This window comes from Campylobacter sp. US55, from assembly GCF_004378955.1.
Taxonomy (GTDB): domain Bacteria; phylum Campylobacterota; class Campylobacteria; order Campylobacterales; family Campylobacteraceae; genus Campylobacter_D; species Campylobacter_D jejuni.
In genome coordinates this window covers 17,820-35,884 of record NZ_RYYF01000004.1, presented here as the reverse complement: position 1 = coordinate 35,884, position 18,065 = coordinate 17,820, and the positions used below count along the sequence as shown (strand labels likewise).

20 protein-coding genes are annotated in these 18,065 nt (G+C 30.9%); 12 read left to right on the top strand and 8 right to left on the bottom strand.

Going from position 1 to position 18,065, the window contains the following annotated elements; all coding sequences use genetic code 11:
• Nucleotides 1-22: 22 nt before the first annotated feature.
• The 7 genes from ELQ07_RS03680 to ELQ07_RS03650 all read right to left on the bottom strand — a co-directional run bounded on the left by ELQ07_RS03680 (nucleotide 23) and on the right by ELQ07_RS03650 (nucleotide 6,189).
• Nucleotides 23-658: a hypothetical protein gene (locus ELQ07_RS03680; RefSeq protein ID WP_134224750.1), complete on the bottom strand. Its 636-nt coding sequence runs from the start codon at nucleotides 656-658 to the stop codon at nucleotides 23-25.
• A 97-nt stretch (nucleotides 659-755) separates the two neighbouring features.
• Nucleotides 756-2,198 carry a pyruvate kinase gene (gene pyk / locus ELQ07_RS03675; RefSeq protein ID WP_134224749.1) on the bottom strand — a complete coding sequence of 481 codons (1,443 nt, stop codon included), beginning with the start codon at nucleotides 2,196-2,198 and terminating at the stop codon, nucleotides 756-758.
• A gap of 48 nt (nucleotides 2,199-2,246) precedes the next feature.
• Nucleotides 2,247-3,593, bottom strand: a complete 1,347-nt coding sequence (locus tag ELQ07_RS03670) for an FAD-dependent oxidoreductase (RefSeq protein ID WP_002854402.1) — start codon at nucleotides 3,591-3,593, stop codon at nucleotides 2,247-2,249.
• Nucleotides 3,594-3,712: 119 nt separating this feature from the next.
• Complete coding sequence (locus ELQ07_RS03665; RefSeq protein ID WP_002854234.1) at nucleotides 3,713-4,342, bottom strand: type III pantothenate kinase; 630 nt, start codon at nucleotides 4,340-4,342, stop codon at nucleotides 3,713-3,715.
• Nucleotides 4,329-4,619 carry a hypothetical protein gene (locus ELQ07_RS03660; RefSeq protein ID WP_002938172.1) on the bottom strand — a complete coding sequence of 97 codons (291 nt, stop codon included), beginning with the start codon at nucleotides 4,617-4,619 and terminating at the stop codon, nucleotides 4,329-4,331. Before ELQ07_RS03660 ends, ELQ07_RS03665 begins: the two co-directional genes overlap by 14 nt.
• A complete protein-coding gene (locus tag ELQ07_RS03655) occupies nucleotides 4,616-5,614 on the bottom strand; it encodes a hypothetical protein (RefSeq protein ID WP_002861152.1) in 999 nt (332 codons plus the stop codon). The genes ELQ07_RS03660 and ELQ07_RS03655 overlap by 4 nt, the downstream gene beginning before the upstream one ends.
• Complete coding sequence (locus tag ELQ07_RS03650; RefSeq protein WP_002860270.1) at nucleotides 5,611-6,189, bottom strand: hypothetical protein; 579 nt, start codon at nucleotides 6,187-6,189, stop codon at nucleotides 5,611-5,613. Before ELQ07_RS03650 ends, ELQ07_RS03655 begins: the two co-directional genes overlap by 4 nt.
• A gap of 143 nt (nucleotides 6,190-6,332) precedes the next feature.
• On the opposite strand from ELQ07_RS03650, the gene gatC reads away from it, so the two are divergent.
• From gatC to ELQ07_RS03610, 8 genes are all read left to right on the top strand, one after another.
• Nucleotides 6,333-6,617, top strand: coding sequence for an Asp-tRNA(Asn)/Glu-tRNA(Gln) amidotransferase subunit GatC (gene gatC, locus ELQ07_RS03645; protein WP_002858734.1), 285 nt, complete (start codon nucleotides 6,333-6,335; stop codon nucleotides 6,615-6,617).
• A 68-nt stretch (nucleotides 6,618-6,685) separates the two neighbouring features.
• Nucleotides 6,686-7,249 (top strand): CvpA family protein, encoded by a 564-nt coding sequence (locus ELQ07_RS03640; RefSeq protein ID WP_002882168.1) that lies wholly within the window; start codon nucleotides 6,686-6,688, stop codon nucleotides 7,247-7,249.
• A gap of 1 nt (nucleotide 7,250) precedes the next feature.
• Nucleotides 7,251-7,724, top strand: coding sequence for a Fur family transcriptional regulator (locus ELQ07_RS03635; RefSeq protein WP_002854230.1), 474 nt, complete (start codon nucleotides 7,251-7,253; stop codon nucleotides 7,722-7,724).
• Nucleotides 7,725-9,230: a lysine--tRNA ligase gene (gene lysS, locus ELQ07_RS03630; RefSeq protein WP_134224748.1), complete on the top strand. Its 1,506-nt coding sequence runs from the start codon at nucleotides 7,725-7,727 to the stop codon at nucleotides 9,228-9,230.
• Complete coding sequence (locus ELQ07_RS03625; RefSeq protein ID WP_134224747.1) at nucleotides 9,227-10,471, top strand: serine hydroxymethyltransferase; 1,245 nt, start codon at nucleotides 9,227-9,229, stop codon at nucleotides 10,469-10,471. Before lysS ends, ELQ07_RS03625 begins: the two co-directional genes overlap by 4 nt.
• Nucleotides 10,468-11,013: a DUF1882 domain-containing protein gene (locus ELQ07_RS03620; protein ID WP_002859481.1), complete on the top strand. Its 546-nt coding sequence runs from the start codon at nucleotides 10,468-10,470 to the stop codon at nucleotides 11,011-11,013. The genes ELQ07_RS03625 and ELQ07_RS03620 overlap by 4 nt, the downstream gene beginning before the upstream one ends.
• A 13-nt stretch (nucleotides 11,014-11,026) precedes the next feature.
• Nucleotides 11,027-11,851 carry an SPOR domain-containing protein gene (locus ELQ07_RS03615; RefSeq protein WP_134224746.1) on the top strand — a complete coding sequence of 275 codons (825 nt, stop codon included), beginning with the start codon at nucleotides 11,027-11,029 and terminating at the stop codon, nucleotides 11,849-11,851.
• A complete protein-coding gene (locus ELQ07_RS03610) occupies nucleotides 11,848-12,636 on the top strand; it encodes a shikimate dehydrogenase (RefSeq protein WP_070316747.1) in 789 nt (262 codons plus the stop codon). The genes ELQ07_RS03615 and ELQ07_RS03610 overlap by 4 nt, the downstream gene beginning before the upstream one ends.
• Before the next feature lie 73 nt (nucleotides 12,637-12,709).
• Here ELQ07_RS03610 and ELQ07_RS03605 read toward each other — a convergent pair whose 3' ends face one another.
• Nucleotides 12,710-13,609, bottom strand: a complete 900-nt coding sequence (locus tag ELQ07_RS03605; RefSeq protein WP_070316748.1) for a membrane lipoprotein lipid attachment site-containing protein — start codon at nucleotides 13,607-13,609, stop codon at nucleotides 12,710-12,712.
• A gap of 89 nt (nucleotides 13,610-13,698) precedes the next feature.
• Here ELQ07_RS03605 and lgt point away from each other — a divergent pair, with 89 nt between their 5' ends.
• The 4 genes from lgt to ELQ07_RS03585 all read left to right on the top strand — a co-directional run bounded on the left by lgt (nucleotide 13,699) and on the right by ELQ07_RS03585 (nucleotide 18,058).
• Nucleotides 13,699-14,514: a prolipoprotein diacylglyceryl transferase gene (gene lgt, locus ELQ07_RS03600; protein ID WP_070316749.1), complete on the top strand. Its 816-nt coding sequence runs from the start codon at nucleotides 13,699-13,701 to the stop codon at nucleotides 14,512-14,514.
• Between the two features lie 68 nt (nucleotides 14,515-14,582).
• Nucleotides 14,583-15,365, top strand: a complete 783-nt coding sequence (locus tag ELQ07_RS03595) for a fumarate reductase cytochrome b subunit (protein ID WP_070316750.1) — start codon at nucleotides 14,583-14,585, stop codon at nucleotides 15,363-15,365.
• Nucleotides 15,349-17,340 carry a fumarate reductase flavoprotein subunit gene (locus ELQ07_RS03590; protein WP_070316751.1) on the top strand — a complete coding sequence of 664 codons (1,992 nt, stop codon included), beginning with the start codon at nucleotides 15,349-15,351 and terminating at the stop codon, nucleotides 17,338-17,340. Before ELQ07_RS03595 ends, ELQ07_RS03590 begins: the two co-directional genes overlap by 17 nt.
• On the top strand, nucleotides 17,333-18,058 hold the full coding sequence (locus tag ELQ07_RS03585; RefSeq protein ID WP_002854302.1) for a fumarate reductase iron-sulfur subunit: 726 nt from the start codon (nucleotides 17,333-17,335) through the stop codon (nucleotides 18,056-18,058). The genes ELQ07_RS03590 and ELQ07_RS03585 overlap by 8 nt, the downstream gene beginning before the upstream one ends.
• Nucleotides 18,059-18,065 lie beyond the last annotated feature (7 nt).

Genomic DNA, 18,065 nt, shown 5'->3' with positions numbered 1-18,065 from the left:
AGAAATTTCTAAGCATTTTTGGTTAAGCTTGAAGATCTAGAGTTTTTCCGCCTAGTTCATCAATGCGATCGCTAACTTTTTTAAGTGCCGCATCTATTGTATTTTGACTGATTTGAGGAAGTTCTCCACCCCACATTTTTTCTGCTTGCTCAAATCCTTTTTTCATACCTTCAAGACCTTTTTTCAATTTTTCAACATCGTCGCCACCGCCTTTAATAACAAAATCCGCGATGCGATTGGCTGTATTTTCCACTCCAAAAAAACCATCTTCACTTACAAGTTGTTGAAGTTCATCTGTATTCATATCAAGTGGATTTTTGCCACTGTAGCCTAAGGATGCAAAATCAATATTTGTAAGTATAGATTTCGCAGTATTTAAATTGGCACCATTTAAAAGACTATCTAGTCCAGTTTGGGCATTGCTCGAATCTATTACAGCATTCATTGTTTGCTGTTGAAACTGAACTAGGTAAATTTGTGTAATGCCCTTTCCACCAAGTGCATTTAATTTTTCAAGGGTATTTTTATCTACATCCTTGCTAGAATTAGCACTTTGAACATTTTTGTCTTTTGTGTTTTCTTTAGCATCATCTGCCTTCTTATTGCTAACTTGTGTTTGTGCCATGCTAGCGATATTTGAAAAAGTATTCACTTGCATATTTGCTCCTTTGTGTGAGGCTTTAATTTATATCGACTTTTGACTTAAAAAATTTATAAGGACATTAAATTCCTTATTTTCAAAGGAATTTAATGTTTTATTGTAGATAATAAGCAATTTGCTCTTTATTGAGAATGCGGATAAGATTGCTAGTACCTTCTACTCCTGTTGGAAAGCCTGCAGTTAGAAGATAGCATTTGTCTTCATCCATAAAACCTTTTTCAACACTTGATCTTACAGAGTCTTTTAATAATTCTGTAAGTTCATTACTTTTGTTAACCAAGATCGCAGGATTAACTCCCCAAACTATACTTAAAGAGTTTAAGGTTTTTTCAGAATGCCCTACTGCTATGATTTCTATATTTGGACGATATCTTGCAATCTTAATAGCAGATTTTCCGCTACTTGTTAAAGAAAAAATAGCATCAGAGTTAAGATCTGTTGCAAGATGAGCTGAAGAACGCATGATTTTATCTGTATTGTCTAAATCATTAAAATCATTAAATTTGTTATATGGATAGCGTTTTTCTGTTTCTATTATAGTTTGGCACATTATATCAACAGCGTTTGCAGGATCTATACCAACGGCGCTTTCTTCACTTAGCATTACTGCATCTGTTCCATCTAAAACAGCATTTGCAACATCTGAAATTTCAGCTCTTGTGGCGGTTTTGCTTTTGGCTAATGAAAAAAGCATCTGAGTCGCAGTAATAACAGGCTTAGAGGCATTGTTTGCTTTTTGTATAATTTCTTTTTGGATATTAGGAACTTTATAATAAGGTACCTCAATACCTAAGTCTCCTCTTGCAACCATTATACCATCGCTAGATTTAATAATCTCATCAATATTTTCTACTGCATCAAATTTTTCAATTTTTGCAAAAATAGATATTTTTGCGTTATTTTGTGCTAAAATTTCACGAACTTCATCAATATCGTGCGCATTTTGTACGAAAGATATTGCTAAAAAATCTACTTCATTTTTTATACCCCAAAGTAAATCATTTTTATCTTTTTGTGTAATAACATCAATATTGATTTTAGTATTCGGAAAATTAATACCTTTATTTGAGTTTAAAAAACCATCATTTTCTATAATGGTTTCAATTTTTTGATCATCTATGCTTACTACTTTAGCACGAATTGATCCATCATATAGATAAATATATTCATCAATTTTTAACATATCTAAAATGGATTTTTGATTGATGCTGATTTTATAATGATTTTGAGCAATCTTCTCCCCTAAAATTGTTTCACGATAAAAATCAAGTCTATCACCCTTTTTTAATTCAAATGGTTCTTTAAGTTCACCTGTACGAATTTTAGGACCACTAATGTCTTGTAAAATTCCAATACGAGTATGCAATTCTTTAGCTACTCTTCTTATGGTATCTAAGTTTTTTTTATGATACTCATGTGTTCCATGAGAAAAGTTTAAACGGAAAACATTTACACCATTGATAATCATTTGGCGTAGAATTTCTTCCTTTTCACTTGCTGGACCTACTGTGGCTACAATTTTTGTTTTTTTAAGCATGGTAAACTCCTTTTGAAATTATTGTAGCTAAAAATAGAAACAAAATGATTACAATAATTCTGAAGAAAATTTATCTTCGTTAAATTCCATTCCTAGGTAATTACATACAAGCTTTGCATCTCTTTCGGCATTTCCTAAACAACTTGTTGCTCCAGGACTTGGAGTCATATTGAAAATAATACCAGGGGTTTCTGTGATGCTTGCTTCACCTAGCATTAATTCTCCTTTAGTTTTATCAATAACTTGCGGTCTTACGCCTCCAAAACCTTTCGCATAATAAATATCGCTTGCTTTAAGACTTGGGACTATTTTTTTGGCATCTTTAACAAATAAGCTTTTATCAACAAAAGGTAGTTCAAAAAGATAATTATAAAAGATGTAATTTCTAATTGTTGCATCTTTAAACATATTAAAAGTTACTTTTAAAACAGTTTTATCAAGTTTTAGTGCTTCAAAAAATTCTGGAACTGATTTTAGACCATGATAACGTTCTAGTTTTGGAATAACAAGTGCGGTAGGTCCAAAGCGGGTGTTCATATCAGCAAGCAAATCAGGATCTCCATGAAGAGCTGCAAATGGAAGTTTAGGATTTTGCACCATATAAACCTTACCATTTAAAAGTTTTTGTTTGGTTAAATAAAAACTTCCTGCAACAGGCCAACAAGACTTATCCATACCTAAGTTCATTTTATGTGCTAAATATAAAGAGTGCGCTCCAGCATTGACAACTACGCTTTTGGCATGGTATTCTTGATGATTTGAGGTTTTTAATATAAAAATATCATCCTTTTTTTCTATGTGAATAATTTCTTGATTAAAGGCAACGAAAGTATTTTTATTTTGTTTTTGGGCTTGTTCTATTAGATTTATACTCATTTTCCCAAAATCTACAGTTGTAAAAACCTCGCCGCTTTCAACACCCATGGCGCAGATATTTTCAGGTCTATCTTGATTGCAATCTTCTCCTAAAACAACCTTGGGTTCAATTTGTTTGATTTTTGCTTTATCGAAAAATTTTATATAAGGATAAAGTTCTTTAAATTCTTCATAGCGTTTTTTCATATAATCACATTCTATATCTCCAACAGCTAGAGCCATTTTTTGATGAGAAAACATGAAATTATTTTGCGCATTTTGCATGAGTCCATATTTAACTATCATATCAGCTGTTCTTTTTACTTTTCGCGCTTTTTCTAAAGTATAATTGGTTTCAATATCTCCACAATGAATGGTTTGAGAATTACTCGTTCCCTTAGAATTTAATGTTGCAGCTGTATTATATTTTTCTATCAAAGCAATATTTTTAATATTTGTATATCTTGCAAGCTCGTAAAATAATGCTGCTCCTGAAATTCCAGCTCCGATGACAAGCACATCAAATTCTTGTTGGCTCATTGTTTTTCCTTTTTTTTATTTTAATAAACTTTTTTCTAAATAGAAGTTTAATTGAATTTGTTTTACAAAAAGTTAAATTTCATTAAGGTTTGATATCAATGAGAATTTTTGTAACATTTTTAATAAAGTAAATTGGGATTTTCTTTTATAATCTTTTTCATTCCTCGAAAGATTAAAAGTTTATCATAAATTGCGTGATCGAAATAATTTGCTAAAAATTGCCCATCTCCACCAGTGAAATAAAGCTTTTTATTTTGAGCGGCATCTTTTATCAGTAGGTAAATTCCTTTAAAAACACCATAACTTAAAGCATCCATGGTTTTTTGTGGGAATGCATCAAGACTAACTTGAGTGTTAAATTCACTTTTTAATCGTGGTGAAATATGGCTATAAATTTTTTTATAATTTGCAATACCTGGCAAGATAAAACCACCAAGATGTATAGAATTAGAAATAATATCAATTGTAATAGCACTACCTGCATCTACAACAACTCCATCTTCAATAGTATAACAAGCTGCTATGCGATCGATTCCTAATCCCTGATAAATAGTATCAAATAAAAAATAAGGTTCAAGATTGATAAAATTTTTTTGATTTTTTAAATGTTCTTTGAGATGTTCATTGACATTGATATAAAAAATTTTTTGTTCATTTTTAAATTCTAAAAACTGATCTATACTAAGAGTAAAATATTTGTTATCATCTAGGAAATTAGCATTTGAATTCCCAATATCACAGAGTAGCATAGATATTAAATCCTTTCATTTCTAGATGATTTTTTGCTTTAGAGCAAAGAGAAGCCATGCTAAAAAAATATTTGTTATTTATGTTAATTTGCTGTGCTAGATTTTCTAAAAATAAGGCATCTTTCATTAAAAATTTTGTTTTTCCTGTATACATAAAAAGAATGTTATTTTGATCTTTAGCACAAATATAACTTTTTTTTCTAGTCAACATACTTAAGTCATAGGGCTTTAAATTTAATTTTAAAGCCTTTATTGTTTGTTCTAAAATTTTTATCATAGCAAATCTAAAATTTTATCTCCGTAGTAAAATTTACCATTTCCCATGAAAGAAATTTTATCAACAGCTTCTGAAAGTTTAAATACTTGTGCATTATCTAAATTTAGATTCATTTTGATAAGATAGCCTGTTTTTTCAAAAATATATAAATAATTATTGTATATATTGCTTTTTACAAAAATAGCAAATTCAAATTTTTTTTCCGCAATTTTTCTTAAGTTATAATCAGTTTTAATAATAGTGCCATCTTTTTCTAGTATAAAAATACCATCATCGCTAAGTGCAACATCTTTTATGTCAGCGTCAAGATAAAGAGTTCTAGCAGGGCTTACAACAATGATTTTTTTAGCTGTTGCTGCTATAAGTTTATCTCCGATTACACTTAGATGGATTACATTGTTGAAAAAATTTTCTGCTGAAATAACCACATCTTTAATGATTTGAAGATTGTTTCTTGAAAGAATTAAAATTTTACCATCTAGTGTTGGATAAACGATGATATTGTCTAAAAATATAGGATTAGCGGTACGACTGTCTTGGGCTGGAGCTGAGGTTAGGGTTTGACTGAATTTAATACCCAAAGAACGATTTGCAAGAACTATAGTATTGTTTGCAAGTACAAGGGCTAAATCATCTCCATTAGAAGCTACTCCTACAACACTAGCGTCAAATTGAAAATTATAAATTTCATTATAAGAATTGTCAAAAATTTTTAAATTTCCATTATTATCTGCAGTAAAATATTCCCCATCTTGATAAGCTAGAAGCATATAATTTTTAGGAAGTTTAAACTTGTCTATGGAGATATTATTTTTTAAGATAGCTGTATTATTGCTAAGTTTTGCAGAAACTAGATTCCAATCAACGATTTTACTTTTTAAATTGCTATTATGACTTAAATCTCCATCGGTTTGTTTTGGTTCAAAATATTGTCTTTTGGTGCCACAAGCACATAGAAATATTAAACAAAATAGTGTTAAAAATATTTTTTTCATTGTGTAATGCCTTGATAATGTTTGAGATTTTTAGCTATTTGATTTAAACTTGAATTTTCTTTTATCTGAGAAAGTAAAACATTAGCTTCTTCGATTTTATTTTGCTCTAAAAGTTTGTAAGCTTCTAATAATTTATCATAATTTTTTAAAAATATCGATTTATCTCCTAAAGATAATGCGATAATATTTTTAAGTAAAGTGTTTGTTTGAGTATTACTATAAATTTGTTTTAGTTCATTTTGGAGAGCTGTATTATTAAAATCATTAATATTTTCTTTTAGTAAAAAGATAGCGTAAAGATTGGTATTTTTATTTTTAAGTTGTTCTAAAAGATTTTTATTGCTAGGATCTTGTATTAGATTGGCATAAATTTCATTTGCTTCTTTTGTTTTATAATCGTTTATTTTTGAGATTATAAAATTTCCAGCAAACCAAGCAACTAAAATTATCACAACAGCAGATATATAAAATTTATACTTGCGTATAAATCTCTCTCCTTTGATAAAATTTTCTATAAATTGTTCTTCTGTGTTAAGTTCATTTTTAACAGCTTTTAAATTATCTTTTAGTCCCAAAATTTATCCTTGAAAAAATATTTTTATTTTTGTATAGAAAAATTATGGTATTGTATCATATAAATTGCAAAATATCCTAAACAATTTAAAGCTTTTTATGATATAATTTTCAAAATTTTAACTTTTTTATTAAGGTTTAAGAAATGCAAATAGATGAGAAATTATTAAGCAAGCTTGAAAAATTAAGTGCTTTACAAATAACAAAAAACAGAAATGAAACCATTGCACAGTTAAGTGAAATTGTGAATTTTGTTGAAAAATTAAACGAACTTGATCTAGATTCCCAAGAGATTACTGTGAGTACTATAAAAGGTGGAGCTCCTTTGAGGATTGATGAGATAAGAAATAGCAATGTTATTGATGAGGTTTTGGATTGTGCTCCAAAAAAACAAGAACATTTTTTTGTTGTTCCTAAAATCATAGAATGATTAACTTAGCATTTAGTGCTTATTTGTAGAATAAATTTAAAATAAAAAAAAATCAGAGAGTGATTGAAATGAATTTTTATTGGTTTGATGCTTTTATTTTAGGATTTACCTTGCTTTTAGGGCTTAAGGGTATTATCAATGGTTTGATAAAAGAAATTTTTGGGCTTTTGGGTATTATTGGTGGTGTTTTTATTGCTTCAAAATATGCAACTCAAGCAGCTGAATTTATACAAAGTACTTTTTATAAGATAGAAAATCAAAGCTTAGCTGGATTTGCTGGATTTTTGGCCATATTAATTATTTTTTGGATAGTTTGTTTATTGGTGGGTAATTTTCTTTCTAAGTTGATCAAATTAAGTGGCTTAGGTTTTTTAGATCGTATTGGTGGCTTTATATTTGGCGGAGCAAAAATCTTTTTAATTTTTGCAATTTTGGTTTTTTGTGTAGCAAGAATCGATTTTTTAAATGATAAATTAGATAATTTTGCTAAAAATAGCTATACTTTAAATTTGCTTAAAGAAACTGGATCTTTTATTATGAATCAACCTTTAACAGAAAATAGTCTAGATCATGCTAGTGAAAAGTTGCAAGATATTGTAAGTGATTTAAACAATACTCAAAAAGGGGAGTGATATGCTGATAGAAAATGTGGAATATGATGTTTTACTTGAGAGATTTAAAAAAATATTAAGACAAGGCGGACTTAAATATACTAAGCAAAGAGAAGTGCTTTTAAAAACTCTTTATCACAGTGATACTCATTACACACCCGAAAGTTTATATATGGAAATCAAACAAGCTGAACCTGATTTAAATGTAGGAATTGCAACTGTTTATCGTACTTTAAATTTGCTTGAAGAAGCAGAAATGGTAACTTCCATTTCTTTTGGTTCAGCAGGTAAAAAATACGAGCTTGCCAATAAACCTCACCATGATCATATGATATGTAAAAATTGCGGAAAAATTATAGAATTTGAAAATCCTATTATAGAAAGACAGCAAGCCTTGATTGCAAAAGAACATGGTTTTAAACTTACAGGGCATTTGATGCAGCTTTATGGTGTTTGTGGTGATTGTAATAATCAAAAAGCAAAGGTAAAAATATAAATGTTTGATAATATTTTAGAGCAGCAAAGAATAGAAAAAGCTAAGGAATTAAAAAATTTAGGGATCAATCCTTATCCTCATTTTTTAGAAAAAGAAATGTCTTTAAAGACTTTTAAGGATAAATTTTCTTATATTTTAGAGCAAGTTGAAAAAAGAGATGAAAGTGTCAATGCTGTTGTTGCAGGACGTTTGAAACTTTTGCGTATAGCTGGGAAATCGATTTTTGCAAACATTGAAGATGGGGATACAAATTTACAAATTTATTTTAGTAAAGATAGCGTAGGTGAAGAACTTTATGCGATTTTGAAAAAGAATTTAGAAGTAGGTGATATTGTTTTGGTTAAAGGTTTTCCTTTTGTAACTAAAACAGGTGAGTTTAGTTTACATGCAAGTGAAGTAAAACTCGCTGCAAAAGCTATTGTTCCTTTACCTGAAAAATATCATGGATTAACAGATATTGAACAAAGATATCGTAAACGTTATGTTGATATGATAATGAATGCAGAAGTTAGAAAAGATTTTTTAGTGCGTTCTAAAGTGGTGAGTTTGATTCGTCATTTTTTTGAAAATAAAGGCTTTTTAGAAGTAGAAACTCCTATGATGCATCCGATTGCAGGTGGAGCAAACGCTAAGCCTTTTGTAACTTTTCACAATTCTTTAGGCGTAGAAAGATTTTTAAGAATTGCTCCAGAACTTTATCTTAAAAGACTTGTAGTGGGTGGTTTTGAGGCAGTTTTTGAAATCAATCGTTGTTTTAGAAACGAAGGTATGGATTTAACTCATAATCCCGAATTTACAACTATAGAATTTTATTGGGCTTATCATAATTATAAAGATTTAATGGATTTAACTGAAGAACTTTTTGCTTTGCTTTTAGATAAACTTAATTTGGGAAAAACAATAGAATTTGATGGAAAAATGATAGATTTTTCTAAACCTTTTGAAAGAATAACCTATAAAGATGCACTTTGTAAATATGGTGGTTTAGATAGGGATTTAATCGAAGATAAAGAAAAAATTCTTACTAAATTAAAAGCTGATGGTTTTGAAGCGAATGAAAAGCTTGAACTTGGACATTTACAAGCTGAACTTTTTGATAATTATGTGGAAGAAAAATTGATCAATCCTACTTTTGTGATTGATTTTCCTATTTCCATAAGTCCTTTATCAAGACGTAGCGATGAGGATTCTCAGATTGCTGAGAGATTTGAGTTGTTTATTTGTGGAAGAGAATTGGCAAATGGTTTTAATGAGCTTAATGATCCTCTTGATCAATATGAGAGATTTTTAAAACAAATTGAAGCTAAAAATGCAGGCGATGAAGAGGCTTGTGAAATGGATGAAGATTTTGTAAATGCTTTGGGTTATGGAATGCCTCCAACGGCAGGGCAGGGTATAGGCATAGATAGACTTGTTATGCTTTTGACAAATAAAAAATCTATTCGAGATGTGATATTGTTTCCTGCAATGCGTCCATTAAAATCAGAACTAAAGGAGAAAGAATGAGTTTAGAAATGTTTGATAAAGAAATTTTTGATTTGACAAACAAAGAGTTAGAGCGTCAATGTGAAGGTCTTGAAATGATAGCGAGTGAAAATTTCACTTTGCCTGAAGTAATGGAAGTTATGGGAAGTATTTTGACAAACAAATACGCAGAGGGTTATCCGGGTAAAAGATATTATGGTGGTTGTGAATTTGTTGATGAGATTGAAACTCTAGCTATTGAAAGATGTAAAAAACTTTTTAATTGTAAATTTGCTAATGTTCAGCCTAATTCAGGTTCTCAAGCTAATCAAGGTGTTTATGCGGCTTTGATTAATCCAGGTGATAAAATTTTAGGAATGGATTTAAGTCATGGTGGACATTTAACTCATGGTGCAAAAGTAAGTTCTTCAGGTAAAATGTACGAAAGTTGTTTTTACGGCGTAGAACTTGATGGAAGAATTGATTGTGAAAAAGTAAGAGAAATTGCTAAAAAAGAAAAGCCAAAATTAATAGTTTGTGGAGCTAGTGCTTATGCAAGAGTGATTGATTTTGCTAAATTTAGAGAAATCGCTGATGAAGTAGGCGCCTATCTTTTTGCTGATATAGCACATATTGCAGGTCTTGTTGTAGCAGGCGAACATCCAAGTCCTTTTCCACACGCTCATGTAGTAAGCTCAACTACGCATAAAACTTTGCGTGGCCCAAGAGGTGGTATTATTATGACAAATGATGAAGAGCTTGCTAAAAAAATTAATTCTGCCATTTTTCCAGGTATTCAAGGTGGTCCTTTGATGCATGTAATTGCTGCAAAAGCAGTAGGATTTAAATTTAATCTTAGCGATGAGTGGAAAGTTTATGCAAAACAAGTAAGAACCAATGCCCAAGTTTTAGCTAATGTTTTAATGGATAGAAAATTTAAACTTGTTAGCGATGGAACGGATAATCATCTTGTTTTAATGAGTTTTTTAGATCGTGAATTTAGTGGAAAAGATGCAGATTTAGCTCTTGGAAATGCAGGTATTACTGCAAATAAAAATACCGTTCCAGGAGAGATTAGAAGTCCTTTTATCACAAGTGGATTAAGACTTGGAACTCCAGCCCTTACTGCCAGAGGTTTTAAAGAAAAAGAAATGGAAATTGTGTCAAATTATATTGCAGATATTTTAGATGATATTAATAATGAAAAATTACAAGAGAATATTAAACAAGAATTAAAAAAACTTGCAAGTAGTTTTATTATTTATGAAAGGGCTATGTTTTGATTTCACCAATGGATATGTCGCTAATTAAAATAATTGGCGATCATTATTATATAAGACGCGATAAAATTGTAAATAAAATTACACATAGAGGTCGCTTATTTTTTGATAAATTTGAAAGAGTTGATGCTCCTTTAAATTTAAATGTCATGAGAGAACACGCTGCTAAAAAAATTGTTGTCGCTCATGATTTAATAACAAAAGATAATAAAGTAGAAAATATTGTCTTTGATTATAATGGTTTTAATGCTGAAAGATTTTATCACCGTGCACAACTTATTTTAAGAGAGGAAGGTTTTATAAATTTCACAGCCTATAAGACTAAAACTCCAGGACATTTACATCTTTATATTCATAAAGGACACACGGCGTTAAACGAAGGTTATTCTTTAGCGTCTAAACTTTCAATGATGTTTGCAAGTAAAATGCCAGTAGAATGGAAGGTGTTTCCTAGCATGGATGTACCTAGGGAATTTAATATTTTAATATTGCCTTATGAGGTTTATCAAAAAGAACGAGGAAGTTCTTGGTCTAAGCATATGTAAGAAAGGACAAATTGTGGAAAATCAAAAAAATGAATTTGATGATATTATTTTAGAAAAAAGTAATAAAAGTGAAAAAGTAAAAAAAATTCTTTTACGAGTTATTGCTTTAGTTATTTTGTTTTTAGCTATTATGATAGTTATGAAGCTTATTAATGGTAGTGGTGATGAAAATACGCAAAATCAAAGTGTATTGCCAAGTGAACCTATAGCAACTCAAGACAATAACAATGATACTTCTTTTGAAAGTATGCCAATTACAGATAATACTTCAGCAGAAGATCAATTTGAGGCATTAAGAAAACAATTTCAAGATGAACAAAATACAACAACCTCTAGTTCAAATAACAATGATACTGCAAATTTTGCTATGCCTGATCAAGAAGTTCTAGCAGAACCAACAGCAACTGCTTCAGAAAATACTACTCCGCAAGCAAGTGCTCCCAAACAAGAAGTAAAACAAACTGCAAAACCTAAAGAAGAAGCAAAAAAACAAACAGCTGTCAAAAAAGAAAAAGAAAGTGCAAAACAAACCCCTAAAAAAGAACAAAATGCAAATGATTTATTTAAAAATGTTGATGCTAAACCTGTACATCCAAGTGGTTTAGCATCGGGTATTTATGTGCAAATTTTCTCAGTAAGTAATTTGGATCAAAAATCAAAAGAACTTGCTTCTGTAAAACAAAAAGGTTATGATTATAAACTTTATAAAACTACAGTTGGAGGTAAAGAAATTACCAAGGTTTTAATAGGACCATTTGAAAAGGCAGATATTGCAGCAGAACTTGCTAAAATCCGTAAGGATATTGCAAAAGATGCTTTTTCTTTTACTTTAAAATGAAATTTTTAGCAGTTATAGGCGATCCTATTTCTCACTCTAAATCGCCTAGAATGCATAATAATGCTATTAAAGCCTTAGGGCTTGATAGCATTTATACACGCTATCATTTAAGAAATGCTAACTGTTTAAGAGAAGATTTTTTTAAATTAGGACTTAGTGGAGCTAATATTACTTTGCCTTTTAAGGAAAAAGCTTTAGATATTGCTGATGTGAAGGATGATTTTGCTAGAAATATTGGCTCTGCAAATACTTTATGCTTAAAAGAAAATAAAATTTACGCTTATAATACTGATGCTTTAGGTTTTTTAGAAGCTATTAAGGATTTTGATAATATAAAAAAAGCTTTGATTTTGGGTGCTGGAGGTACAGCTTTGGCGCTTGCTTATGCATTAAAACAAAAAGGCGTAGAAGTGTATATAGCTAATCGTAGTAAAGAAAGATTTAAAGATTTTTTAGCTTATCCAACTTATCTTTATAAAAACTTGCAAGATTTTGACTTTGATTTGGTTGTAAATTCAACTTCTGCTGGATTAAAAGATGAAAATTTACCTTGTGATAGAGAGCTTTTAGATAGAATTTTACTTAAAGCTAAATTTGCTTTTGAGGTAATTTATGGCAGAGAAACACCTTTTTATAGATTGTGTAAAGAGTATCATTTAAAAATTAAAGATGGACTTGATATGCTTTTATGGCAAGGAGTTTTTGCTTTTGAACTTTTTTTTGAAATACGAGATAAAAGAGAGATGATAAAAAATGCAATGCAACAGGCATTGATTTTAAAGTAGAATGATAGTTATTTTTTTGCATAAGAAAAACTTATTTTTTGTGTGAGAAAGTTTAATTTTCTCACAAGTTTTATTATTCAAATATTTCTACCCCATCTTGATTTTTACTTTGATTATTTTGATTTGTTGAAGATGGATTTGTAGGAATATTTTGTGTAGGCGTATTTTCAATTGTATTATTTTGATTAGAATTTGCTTGAGGTAAGCTTTCTTCAAAGGTAGCATCGCCATCAAAACTATTAAAACCACTGTTTGTATTAGGTATAGTTTTGCCTATGTCTGTTGCTTTTGGTAGATTGTTATAAAGTGTATTTAATGTATTTTTATAAAAAGCTAAAAAACTTTTATCAATTTCAAAAGCAGGTTGCTCTAAACCTTTATTGAGTTGAGTTGGTACAGTGGAGATAGTAGTTTTAAACATATTAACCCCATCATCATTTTTAATAGGATAGTTAAGCGCAACTAAAGAATCCAGTTTGGTGCTGCTTGAAAGATTGGTTGAATTTTGTGGATTGTGTGCATCTATAAAATCTATTTTACTTTTAAAATTTATACCTAAATTGGATTTTACATAATCTCCACTCATAAAATTGCTTGTTTTTTGTGCATTTTTTTCTTCTGTATAAATACTGATTGAACTTTTAAGAGTGTAGTCTGGATTAGTAGTAACTATTTTATAGCCTTTTAGTTGAGCGATGGTTTTGATCTGCTCTTCTAAATTTTGTTTTAAAAGATCAATTTCTTTTTCTATGCGAATTTTAAGCACTGAATTTTCAAAATAATCAGAATAATTGTTATTTTGTTCTATATTAATAGGCTCAAGAGCAATGCTTACTCCAGAATCAATAGGTTCAACCTTTGTTGGAACTTGGGGTTTAAAATTTGGCATAGAAACATTGACAAAATTACTACTTGTACCCCCACAAGCTGCTAAAATTAACATACTACTAGCAAGTAAAATATATTTTTTCATTTTTTACCTTTATTTAATGTGTTTGTGTTAATTATAGCAAGTTAAAGTTTTTTTGTTATATTTTTATAAAAGAAAATTAGGAAAGATATATGGAATTTTGGCAGCATATTTATTCAAATTTTAATGTTATAGCTTTTAGCATCTTTGGTTTAAAGGTACATTGGTATGGCATTATGTATGTTATAGCTTTGCTTTTGGCTTTGCTTTTGGCTAAATTTTTTGTAAGAAAATTTCAACTAGACATTAATGAAAAACATTTGGATAGTTATTTTATATGGGTTGAAATAGGGGTTATTTTAGGTGCAAGGCTTGGATATATTTTGATTTATGATGCAAATACTATGTATTATATTACTCATCCTTGGCAAATTTTTAATCCTTATATTAATGGTGAATTTGTAGGTATTCGAGGTATGAGTTATCATGGAGCAATTATAGGATTTTTGATAGCTACTTTATTGTTTTGTAAAAAATATAAAACAAATCCTTGGATTTTTCTTGATTTGGTTGCTTTAAGTGTTCCATTGGCTTATGTTTTTGGTCGTATAGGAAATTTTTTAAATCAAGAGCTTTTTGGTCGCATTACAAATGTGCCTTGGGGAATTTATGTTGATGGAGTATTGCGCCATCCATCGCAACTTTATGAAGCATTTTTAGAAGGTATTGTTGTTTTTATTATAGTTTATTTCGCAAGATTTAAGCAAAGTTTTCAAGGGGAATTGATTCTTGTGTATGCTGGTGCTTATTCATTGGCAAGATTTATATGTGAATTTTATCGCGAGCCTGATTTTGGTATAGGTTTTGTTTTATGGGGTATGAGTATGGGACAAATTTTAAGTTTTATAATGTTTATAACAGCTTTGTTAGTTTATATTTGTATAAAGTTTAAAAAAGTAAATATTTAATCTATCTTAAAGACTTTTGTAATATAATGAAATGGATTTTTTTAATTTCTTTTTACAAAGGAGTAAAGATGCGTGAGCTTATCGAAGGTTATTTGGGTAAGAGCATTGAGGGCAAAAAAAGTAAAATGCCTGCGAAATTAGACTTTATCCAAAGCGCCTCAGGGCTTTTTTTAGGTCTTTTTATGTGGGTGCATATGCTTTTTGTTTCTACAATTTTAGTCAGTGAGGATTTTTTTAATTCTGTGGTACATTTTTTAGAATTAAAATTTGTTTACGATAATCCTGTTATGAGTTATCTTACTTCATTTTTAGCCGCCTGTGTTTTAGTGGTTTTTTTCGTTCATGCTTTGCTTGCAATGAGAAAATTTCCTATTAATTACCGTCAGTATCAAATACTAAGAACACACAGTAAAAAAATGAATCACAGCGATACTTCGTTATGGTGGGTTCAAGCTTTTACAGGTTTTATTATGTTTTTCTTAGGTTCTGCTCATCTTATTTTTATTGTAACCAATGCAGATAAAATTAGTGGTGATATGTCAGGAGATAGGGTTGTAAGTCATTTTATGTGGCTTTTTTATGCTGTTCTTTTAGTCTGTGTTGAACTTCATGGAAGTATAGGGCTTTATAGACTTTGTGTTAAATGGGGTTGGTTTGAAGGAAAAAATGTAAAAGAAAGTCGCAAAAAGCTTAAAACTGCTAAATGGATAATCAGTATTTTCTTCCTAGTTTTAGGTGTGTTAAGTCTTGCAGCATTTATAAAAATAGGTTATAAAAACTACCAAAATCAAACCCAAACTACTGCGATGATAAAAAACTACAATGGAGCAAATTATGAATATACAATATAGTGATGCTTTAGTAATAGGCGGAGGATTAGCAGGTCTTAGAGCGGCTATTGAAGTAGCAAAGAGTGGCCAAAGTGTAACACTTTTAAGTATTTGTCCAGTGAAGCGTTCTCACTCTGCAGCGGTGCAAGGAGGTATGCAGGCAAGTTTAGCAAATGGGGCAAAAGGTGAGGGTGATAATGAAGATCTTCACTTTGCAGATACAGTAAAAGGAAGTGATTGGGGCTGTGATCAAGAAGTAGCAAGAATGTTTGCTCAAACTGCGCCAAAAGCAGTGCGTGAGCTTGCGGCTTGGGGTGTGCCTTGGACTAGAGTTACTAAAGGTCCAAGAACTGTTGTAATCAATGCACAAAAAACTGTGATTGAAGAAAAAGAAGAAGCGCACGGGCTTATTAATGCTAGAGATTTTGGTGGAACTAAAAAATGGAGAACTTGCTATATCGCAGATGCAACAGGGCATTGTATGCTTTATGGTGTAGCAAATGAAGCTATTAAACATCAAGTAAAAATTATTGATAGAATGGAAGCAGTAAGAATTATCCATGATGGTAAAAAATGCTTAGGTGTGATTGCTAGAGATTTAACTAATGGACAACTCATTGCTTATATTGCAAGAGGAACCATGATAGCAACAGGGGGCTATGGTAGAATTTATAAACAAACTACAAATGCGGTAATTTGTGAAGGAACAGGTGCAGCCATCGCTCTTGAAACAGGGCTTTGCAGACTTTCAAATATGGAAGCAGTGCAATTTCATCCAACTCCTATTGTGCCAAGCGGTATTTTGCTTACTGAGGGCTGTCGTGGTGATGGTGGAATTTTACGCGATGTGGATGGATATCGTTTTATGCCTGATTATGAACCAGAAAAAAAAGAACTTGCAAGCCGTGATGTGGTAAGTCGTAGAATGATGGAACATATTCGTAAAGGCAAAGGTGTAAAAAGCCCTTATGGGGATCATTTATGGCTTGATATTTCTATACTTGGAAGAGCTCATGTGGAAAAAAATCTCCGCGATGTACAAGATATTTGTAAAACTTTTAATGGTATTGATCCAGCAGATGAAGGTCCAAAAGGTTGGGCTCCAGTTCTTCCGATGCAGCATTATTCTATGGGTGGAATTAGAACTAAGCCAACAGGTGAAAGTCAATGGCTAGAAGGACTTTTTGCTTGTGGGGAAGCAGCTTGTTGGGATATGCACGGCTTTAATCGTTTGGGTGGAAATTCATGTGCTGAAACTGTTGTAGCAGGTATGATAGTGGGAGATTATTTTGCAGATTATTGTAAAAATAATGGTGAAGTAATTGATACAAATGTAGTAAAAGACTTCTTAACTAAAGAGTATCAATATTTAAAATCTTTAGTAGATAAAGAAGGTCAATATAATGTTTTTGAAATCAAAAACAGAATGAAAGAAATCATGTGGGATAAAGTGGCCATCTTTAGAACAGGTGAAGGTTTGAAAGAAGCAGTAGATGAACTTGAAAAACTTTATAAAGATTCTCAAGATGTTAAAGTACATTGTAAAGAACTTGATTGTGCAAATCCAGAGCTTGAAGAAGCGTATAGAGTGCCAAGAATGTTAAAAATAGCACTTTGCGTAGCTTATGGAGCGCTTTTAAGAACAGAAAGTCGTGGGGCGCATTATAGAGAAGATTATCCAAAAAGAGATGATTTAAATTGGATGAAAAGAACCAATACTTTTTGGGTAGAAGGCGAAACCTTGCCACGCATAGAATACGAAGAGCTTGATATTATGAAAATGGAAATTCCACCAGCATTCCGTGGATATGGAGCTAAAGGAAATATTATAGAAAATCCTTTAAGTGAAAAACGCCAAGCTGAAGTGGATGCAATACGTGAAAAAATGGAAGCTGAAGGCAAAGGTCGTTATGAAATTCAAAACGCTTTAATGCCTTATGAATTACAAGCTAAATATAAAGCACCAAACCAAAGAATAGGAGTTGATTATGAGTAGAAAATTGACAATAAAGGCATTTAAATATAATCCTTTAAGCAAAATTTCTAAACCACATTTTGTGACTTATGAGCTTGAAGAAACTCCTTTTATGACGGTTTTTGTATGTTTGACTTTAATCCGTGAAAAAATGGATGCGGATCTGAGTTTTGACTTTGTTTGTCGTGCAGGGATTTGCGGATCTTGTGCAATGATGATTAATGGAGTGCCAAAACTTGCTTGTAAAACTTTGACTAAAGATTATCCTGATGGAGTGATAGAGCTTATGCCTATGCCTGCATTTAGACACATTAAAGATTTAAGCGTGAATACAGGCGAGTGGTTTGAAGACATGTGTAAACGTGTTGAAAGCTGGGTGCATAATGAAAAAGAAACTGATATTTCTAAACTTGAAGAACGTATTGAGCCAGAAGTTGCGGATGAAACTTTTGAACTTGATCGTTGTATAGAGTGTGGAATTTGTGTAGCTTCTTGTGCAACTAAACTTATGCGCCCAAATTTCATAGCTGCTACAGGGCTTTTAAGAACAGCTAGATATTTACAAGATCCGCATGACCATAGAAGTGTGGAAGATTTTTATGAATTAGTAGGCGATGATGATGGTGTTTTTGGTTGTATGTCGTTGCTTGCTTGTGAAGATAATTGCCCTAAAGAATTACCTTTGCAAAGTAAAATTGCTTATATGAGAAGACAACTTGTCGCTCAAAGAAATAAATAAATCTTTC

What these genes read in the sequence shown, in the direction of transcription:
- ELQ07_RS03680 (WP_134224750.1), bottom strand. Translation starts at nt 658, where the DNA reads ATGCAAGTGAATACTTTTTCAAATATCGCTAGCATGGCACAAACACAA.
- pyk (WP_134224749.1), bottom strand. Translation starts at nt 2,198, where the DNA reads ATGCTTAAAAAAACAAAAATTGTAGCCACAGTAGGTCCAGCAAGTGAA.
- ELQ07_RS03670 (WP_002854402.1), bottom strand. Translation starts at nt 3,593, where the DNA reads ATGAGCCAACAAGAATTTGATGTGCTTGTCATCGGAGCTGGAATTTCA.
- ELQ07_RS03665 (WP_002854234.1), bottom strand. Translation starts at nt 4,342, where the DNA reads ATGCTACTCTGTGATATTGGGAATTCAAATGCTAATTTCCTAGATGAT.
- ELQ07_RS03660 (WP_002938172.1), bottom strand. Translation starts at nt 4,619, where the DNA reads ATGATAAAAATTTTAGAACAAACAATAAAGGCTTTAAAATTAAATTTA.
- ELQ07_RS03655 (WP_002861152.1), bottom strand. Translation starts at nt 5,614, where the DNA reads ATGAAAAAAATATTTTTAACACTATTTTGTTTAATATTTCTATGTGCT.
- gatC (WP_002858734.1), top strand. Translation starts at nt 6,333, where the DNA reads ATGCAAATAGATGAGAAATTATTAAGCAAGCTTGAAAAATTAAGTGCT.
- ELQ07_RS03640 (WP_002882168.1), top strand. Translation starts at nt 6,686, where the DNA reads ATGAATTTTTATTGGTTTGATGCTTTTATTTTAGGATTTACCTTGCTT.
- ELQ07_RS03635 (WP_002854230.1), top strand. Translation starts at nt 7,251, where the DNA reads ATGCTGATAGAAAATGTGGAATATGATGTTTTACTTGAGAGATTTAAA.
- lysS (WP_134224748.1), top strand. Translation starts at nt 7,725, where the DNA reads ATGTTTGATAATATTTTAGAGCAGCAAAGAATAGAAAAAGCTAAGGAA.
- ELQ07_RS03625 (WP_134224747.1), top strand. Translation starts at nt 9,227, where the DNA reads ATGAGTTTAGAAATGTTTGATAAAGAAATTTTTGATTTGACAAACAAA.
- ELQ07_RS03610 (WP_070316747.1), top strand. Translation starts at nt 11,848, where the DNA reads ATGAAATTTTTAGCAGTTATAGGCGATCCTATTTCTCACTCTAAATCG.
- ELQ07_RS03605 (WP_070316748.1), bottom strand. Translation starts at nt 13,609, where the DNA reads ATGAAAAAATATATTTTACTTGCTAGTAGTATGTTAATTTTAGCAGCT.
- lgt (WP_070316749.1), top strand. Translation starts at nt 13,699, where the DNA reads ATGGAATTTTGGCAGCATATTTATTCAAATTTTAATGTTATAGCTTTT.
- ELQ07_RS03595 (WP_070316750.1), top strand. Translation starts at nt 14,583, where the DNA reads ATGCGTGAGCTTATCGAAGGTTATTTGGGTAAGAGCATTGAGGGCAAA.
- ELQ07_RS03590 (WP_070316751.1), top strand. Translation starts at nt 15,349, where the DNA reads ATGAATATACAATATAGTGATGCTTTAGTAATAGGCGGAGGATTAGCA.
- ELQ07_RS03585 (WP_002854302.1), top strand. Translation starts at nt 17,333, where the DNA reads ATGAGTAGAAAATTGACAATAAAGGCATTTAAATATAATCCTTTAAGC.